The sequence below is a fragment of the Agathobaculum sp. genome (genome assembly GCF_050946325.1).
Taxonomy (GTDB): Bacteria; Bacillota; Clostridia; order Oscillospirales; family Butyricicoccaceae; genus Agathobaculum.
In genome coordinates this window covers 1-5,851 of record NZ_JBMNUP010000117.1, presented here as the reverse complement: position 1 = coordinate 5,851, position 5,851 = coordinate 1, and the positions used below count along the sequence as shown (strand labels likewise).

Annotated in this window: 6 protein-coding genes; 2 read left to right on the top strand and 4 right to left on the bottom strand. The window is 54.3% G+C overall.

Annotation, left to right across the window (positions count from 1 at the left end):
• Positions 1-190: 190 nt before the first annotated feature.
• From ACOYIE_RS08610 to ACOYIE_RS08595, 4 genes are all read right to left on the bottom strand, one after another.
• Complete coding sequence (locus tag ACOYIE_RS08610; protein ID WP_433412345.1) at positions 191-1,375, bottom strand: 4-hydroxybutyrate dehydrogenase; 1,185 nt, start codon at positions 1,373-1,375, stop codon at positions 191-193.
• Positions 1,376-1,656: 281 nt separating this feature from the next.
• On the bottom strand, positions 1,657-2,445 hold the full coding sequence (locus ACOYIE_RS08605) for an amino acid ABC transporter ATP-binding protein (protein WP_433412343.1): 789 nt from the start codon (positions 2,443-2,445) through the stop codon (positions 1,657-1,659).
• A 13-nt stretch (positions 2,446-2,458) separates the two neighbouring features.
• The gene (locus ACOYIE_RS08600; RefSeq protein WP_433412341.1) at positions 2,459-3,100 is read right to left on the bottom strand and encodes an amino acid ABC transporter permease; all 642 of its coding nucleotides are present in this window, start codon (positions 3,098-3,100) and stop codon (positions 2,459-2,461) included.
• Positions 3,101-3,200: 100 nt separating this feature from the next.
• Positions 3,201-4,088 carry a transporter substrate-binding domain-containing protein gene (locus ACOYIE_RS08595; RefSeq protein WP_433412339.1) on the bottom strand — a complete coding sequence of 296 codons (888 nt, stop codon included), beginning with the start codon at positions 4,086-4,088 and terminating at the stop codon, positions 3,201-3,203.
• Between the two features lie 189 nt (positions 4,089-4,277).
• Between ACOYIE_RS08595 and ACOYIE_RS08590 the strand changes: the two genes are divergently transcribed.
• Both ACOYIE_RS08590 and ACOYIE_RS08585 read left to right on the top strand, forming a co-directional pair.
• Positions 4,278-5,618 (top strand): butyryl-CoA:acetate CoA-transferase, encoded by a 1,341-nt coding sequence (locus ACOYIE_RS08590; RefSeq protein WP_433412337.1) that lies wholly within the window; start codon positions 4,278-4,280, stop codon positions 5,616-5,618.
• 39 nt (positions 5,619-5,657) lie between these two features.
• A partial coding sequence (locus tag ACOYIE_RS08585; protein ID WP_433412335.1) for a hypothetical protein occupies positions 5,658-5,851 on the top strand: 194 nt, incomplete at its 3' end.

Here is a 5,851-nt window from a genome sequence, read left to right as displayed (position 1 = left end):
GTACTACCGGATCGTCTACTACATTCTCAATCTTCTGGCCCTGGCGGTACAGGTTCAGCTTCAGGCTCCGCAGCGATTCGATGTACTGCTCTCTTGTCATCATTTTGATACAGATCCTTTCTTTATGGCGTAAAGGTGACTGCAATGGGGCGGAAAGAGATGTTCCGCCCCATTTTTTCAACAAATCAAATCAGAAGCACTCGCGGTAAACGCGCTCGCTCAGATCCTTGGTCCACGGGGTGATGTAGGAGTTGGTGATCAGGCGCTGCTGGTTTGCTTCAACAGACTCGGCAAAGCCCTTGATGTCCTCTTCCTTGAAGCCGTACTCATGCAGCGGCTTGAGCGGCAGAACCTTTTCAAGCAGGCCGTTGAGGTAGGGGATAGCGTCCTTGACTTCGCAGCCGGTGATGCGGGCGATCAGTTCCTTGAAGCGCATGATCTCGCCGTCCGGATTCTTTTCGTCGTAGATTTCAAGAATCTTGCCGAACAGGGCATAGTTGGACTCGCCGTGCGGTACATGATAAGTGCCGCCGAGCGGGAAGGACATGCCGTGTACGGTCGCGCAGCCGGCCTTCAGGAAGGCAACGCCGGCGTACAGAGAAGCGGTTACATACTCATCAAGGTAATCCAGGCGTGCATCCGGACCATTTTCGCCAATGCGGCGGAAGCCTTCCAGAATCATCTCCATCGCCTTGACGGAGAACATTTCAGAAGTGGTGGTCTTGCGGTGCGGGGACAGGAAAGACTCGGTCGCATGAATCAGCGCGTCAATCGCGGAGGATGCGAACGGACGGTACGGCAGGGTCTTGAGCAGGTCGGGAATCAGGCAAACCTTGTTCGGGATGATATCGTCCGAAACCAGGCCGAGCTTGGTCTCGCCGCCGGTCAGCTTGCCGTCCTTCTCGTCCTTGACGATGGCAACCGAAATGTTGGTTACTTCGGAGCCGGTGCCGCAGGTGGTCGGGATAGCGATAACTTCCTTCTCATGTACAACAGGCTCGCGCTTGAAGTACAGCTCATGTACAGAAGCGGGACGCTTGCAGCCGAGCAGCTTGCACAGGTCCATGATAGCGCCGCCGCCGACAGCGATAACGCGGTCGTAGGATTCGTACGGAATCGCCTCGTACATGGTCTCGATCATCGCCTCAGAGGGTTCGCCAGCGCCGAACTTCTCCTGGAAAACGAACTGGCTCTTCAGGCCAAGCTCTTCCATGAAGGGCTTGTAAATAAACTCGTTGGTCAGAACGACGTCGCGCTCGCCAAGCTTGAACTCCTCGGCAAAATCACCGAAGTTGGAAAATTTGTAAATGGTGGGGGCAATGACAATCTCTCTCTTGTCCTGCATCAGGGACTTACTGAAAGCATCCATAGCCATAGTGGAACATCTCCTATTCTGATTTTTATAAAAGGCCGTTTTGGCTTTTTACGCAGTTGTCAGGACATAAAAGGTCCTGCATTCCTATTGTAGCAAATCTATGCCACGAGTTCAACACAAACGCACAAAAAAATCATCAAAAAATAACCAACGTTTCCTGTACAAAAAAACAATAAAAAGTCCCGCAAAGCACTTACGGGACTATTTTATCGTATTTATTTTCTTTTGTAAATGGCTTCTTGTGAAAAATGCTGAAAAGTTTTTACCACAGGCTGCGCGCTTTAGTTGTTTTGTGAAAAACTGCTCAAAAATGCCTTTGTTCGCTCGTTTTGGGTGTTTTCAAACAGCTCGGCGGGTGTGCCCTCTTCAACGATGAGGCCGCCGTCCATGAACAGCACATGGTCGGCCACATCGTGGGCAAAGTTCATTTCATGCGTCACAATAATCATGGTCGTGTGCTTTTCGGCAAGACCGCGGATAACGCGAAGCACTTCGCCCGTCAGTTCGGGGTCAAGGGCCGAAGTGGGCTCGTCAAAACACAGAATGTCGGGCTGAAGCGCGAGCGCGCGGGCAATGGCCACGCGCTGCTGCTGGCCGCCGGAGAGCTGGTGGGGATAGTGGCTCATGCGGCCCTCCAGACTCATCTGACTGAGCAGCTCAATGGCGTGATGCTCGATTTCTTCCTGGATGGCGCGTTTGTTCTGCTTATAATCCGGCCGTTCTTTGGCAAGCAGAAGGCTGGCCAGCATGACGTTTTCCAGCGCGGTATACTGCGGAAACAGGTTGAACGACTGGAATACCATGCCGAAGTGCAGCCGCTTTTTGCGGATATCCGCATCGGACTGGCTTTTGGTTTCGGCCGCGTCAAACAGCTTTTCGCCGTTGACGAAGATCTGGCCGCCGTCCGGCGTTTCCAGAAAGTTCAGGCAGCGCAAAAGCGTCGTCTTGCCCGAACCGGACGAGCCGATTACGGCGAGCGCCTGGCCGCGTTCCAGTGAAAAACTGATGTCTTCCAGCACCTTGGTGGAGCCGAAGCGCTTGTTGATATTTTTAACCTCTAAGATTGGCATTTCGGTTCCCTCCTTATGCGCGGAAATAATCCATTTTCTTTTCCAGCCAACCAAACAGCAGCGTCAGCGCGCCGTTAAAAATCAGATAGAAAGCAGCCGTATAGAACAGCGGCCAAAGCACGCCCTTCTTTACAAAAGTTTCGCCCATCCACAGCACTTCATAGACGGCGATGGTGCGGGCCAGCGCAGTATCCTTGACAAGCGTGATAAATTCGTTGCCCATGGGCGGGATGACGCGCTTGATGACCTGCAGCAGCGTAACCTTGAAGAAAATCTGCGGACGGGTCATGCCCAGAACCAGGCCGGCCTCATACTGGCCGCGCGGGATGGACTGGATGCCGCCGCGGAAAATTTCGGAAAAATAGCAGGCATAGTTGATGGAAAACGCAACGAGCGCCGCAGTAAAACGGGGGAGCAGGTCACCGCCCCAAAGCAGGCCGGGGCCGTAAAAGATAGCGATAATTTGCAGCATGAGCGGTGTGCCGCGGATAACCCAGACAATGGTTTTGATCGGCAGGCGCAGCAGCGCAAAACGGCTCATCGAACCGAAGCTGATGAGCAGGCCCAGCGGCAGCGCGAACAGCAGCGTCAGCACAAAAAGCTTGACCGTGGTTGCAAAGCCGCCCAGCAGGGTGAGAGTGACAGAACCTAACATAACAGAAAAAACCTTTCCTCTTTCTCTAAAAAGCCATGCAAAGGCAGAGAGCGTAAAACGCTCTCTGCCTTATAGCAATTCGTGTTTAAATGAAAAACGCTTACTGCGGCTTGACGATGGCTTCCTGCACACCGTAAGTCGTTGCCAGCTCTTCCACCGTGCCGGCTTCATAAGCGGACTTGTAGAATTCGTTGAAGGTCGCGGTCAGATCGCTGTCCTGACGGAAGCCGACGCCGTATTCCTCAGAGCCTTCGCCCGTCGCCTCGTTCAGGTTGACCGTGTGGGTCAGCTTGGGATAGCTGGTGCCCTCGCCGATCATCGCGCCGGCCATCAGCAGGTCGATGATGCAGGCGTCGGACGCGCCGGAGTCGGTTTCCATCAGCGCGATGGCCTGCGTCTGCACCGGCGTGAAATTCAGCCCCAGCGCCTCGGCAGCGGCCTGACCGGCAGAGCCGGACTCTACTGCGAAGGAGAGTTCCTTGATGGACTCTGCATCCTGGTACTGCTCGGCCTTGTCCGCCGGAACGACGACAACCTGCGCGTTGAGCGCGTAGGGCTGCGAGCAGTTCATGCTGCCCGTCACTTCGTCGGTCAGCGTCATACCGTTCCAGACCGCGTCAATGGCCTTGGTGCTCAGTTCCATGACCTTGTTGTCCCAGTTGATTTCGATAAACTCTGCCTTGACGCCCAGGCTCTCGGCAAAAGCCTTGGCCATATCCGCGTCAAAGCCGATCCATTCGTCGCTGCCCTCTTCCTTGTAGTCCATGGGTGCAAAATCGGTGATGCCGACGATCAGCGTCCCCTTGTTCTTCACATATTCCACATCGCTCTGCGCGGCATCGTCCGCCGTGTCGCCGGCGTCCGCAGAATTGCCGGAATCCGCCGAGGCGTCGGTCTGGGCGCCGTCATCCTTGCTGCCGCAGCCGGCCAGCATGGAGAGGCTCATTGCGCCGGCAAGCAGCAGCGCCAAAAGCTTCTTTGTTTTCATGGTAAGATTCCTCCCTAAGTATGGATGGTGCCTAAGCTATTTACCATTGTATCACTTTATCGGAGAAAATCAAGAAAAACTTTTTGGCAGTTGCAGATGTGCTGCCGCTCCCTGCTTGACCCGATGGGTATGGATATAGTATAATAAACGAAAGCAAAGAGAGAGAATACATATATGGAGGTTTGATTGATGGACTACAAGACCCTTTATCAGCAGAAGCTGACCACGGCGGACGAAGCCGTTAAAGTTGTAAAATCGGGCGACTGGGTGGATTACGGCTGGTGCGTCGGCACACCGGATGTGCTTGACCAGGCGCTGGCAAAACGCCTGCCCGATCTGTATGACGTGAATTTCCGCGGCGGCGTACTCATGCGCGTGCCCGCGATTTATCAGATTGAGGACCCCGCGGCGCACATGACCTGGAATTCCTGGCACATGTCGGGCATTGAGCGCAAGTTTATTGCAACGGGCGCAGGTTTTTACGCTTCGATGCGCTATTCCGAGCTGCCGCGCTTTTACCGTGAAAACATCGGCCATGTAGACGTGGCGATGCTGCAGGTTGCGCCGATGGACGCGCATGGCTATTTCAGCTTTGGCCCGCAGGCTTCGCATCTGCGCGCGGTATGCGATGTGGCGGATAAAATCATTCTGGAAGTGAATGAGAATATGCCACGCTGCCTGGGCGGCATGGAGGACTGCATCCATATTTCCGAGGTGGACATGATTGTAGAGGGCAACAACGCCCCCATGCCGCAGCTTGGTTCTGCGCCTGCCACCGATGTGGACCGCAAGGTGGCGGAGCTGATTGTGGCGCAGATTCCGAACGGCGCCTGCCTGCAGCTCGGCATCGGCGGCATGCCGAACACCGTGGGCTCGCTGATTGCAGAGTCTGACCTGAAGGACCTGGGCGTACACACGGAAATGTATGTGGATGCGTTTGTTGATATCGCAATGGCCGGTAAGATCAACGGCTCGCAGAAGATGATTGACCGCGGCCGCCAGACCTATGCCTTTGCGGCCGGCACCCAGAAGCTGTATGATTATCTGAATGATAATCCGCAGTGCTCCTCTGTTCCGGTTGATTACACCAATGATGTTCGCGTAATCGCGCAGATTGATAACTTTATCTCGATCAACAACGCGGTGGACATCGACCTTTACGGTCAGGTAAATGCGGAATCGGCCGGTACCAAGCAGATTTCCGGCACCGGCGGCCAGCTTGATTTTGTAATGGGCGCTTATCTGTCCAACGGCGGCAAGAGCTTTATCTGCCTGTCCTCCACCTTCAAGCAGAAGGACGGCACCATGGCTTCCCGTATCCGTCCGACCCTGTCGAACGGCTCGATTGTGACCGACCCGCGCTCTGCAACGCAGTATGTCGTCACCGAATACGGTATGATTAACCTGAAGGGCAAGTCGGCATGGGAGCGCGCCGAGGCGCTGATTTCGATTGCACATCCGGATTTCCGCGAGCAGCTGATTGCGGACGCGGAAAAAATGAACATCTGGAAGCGTTCCAGCAAACGGTAAAACAGAGCAAAGCCCCGCTGATGCCGGCGGGGCTTTCTTTTGGGCAATCTGACCTTATTAAAAATACATAAACTGGCGCTTTATAGAATGCCAAAAGACGTCTATAATGGGAGCATAGAAAGAAAAAAGGAAGAGGTTTTTCCCATGTCTGCTCAAAAAATCAGAAACTTGATACTGGCGGCATTGATGGCCGCGCTGACAACGGTGGCCACCATGATGATCCGCATTCCCAC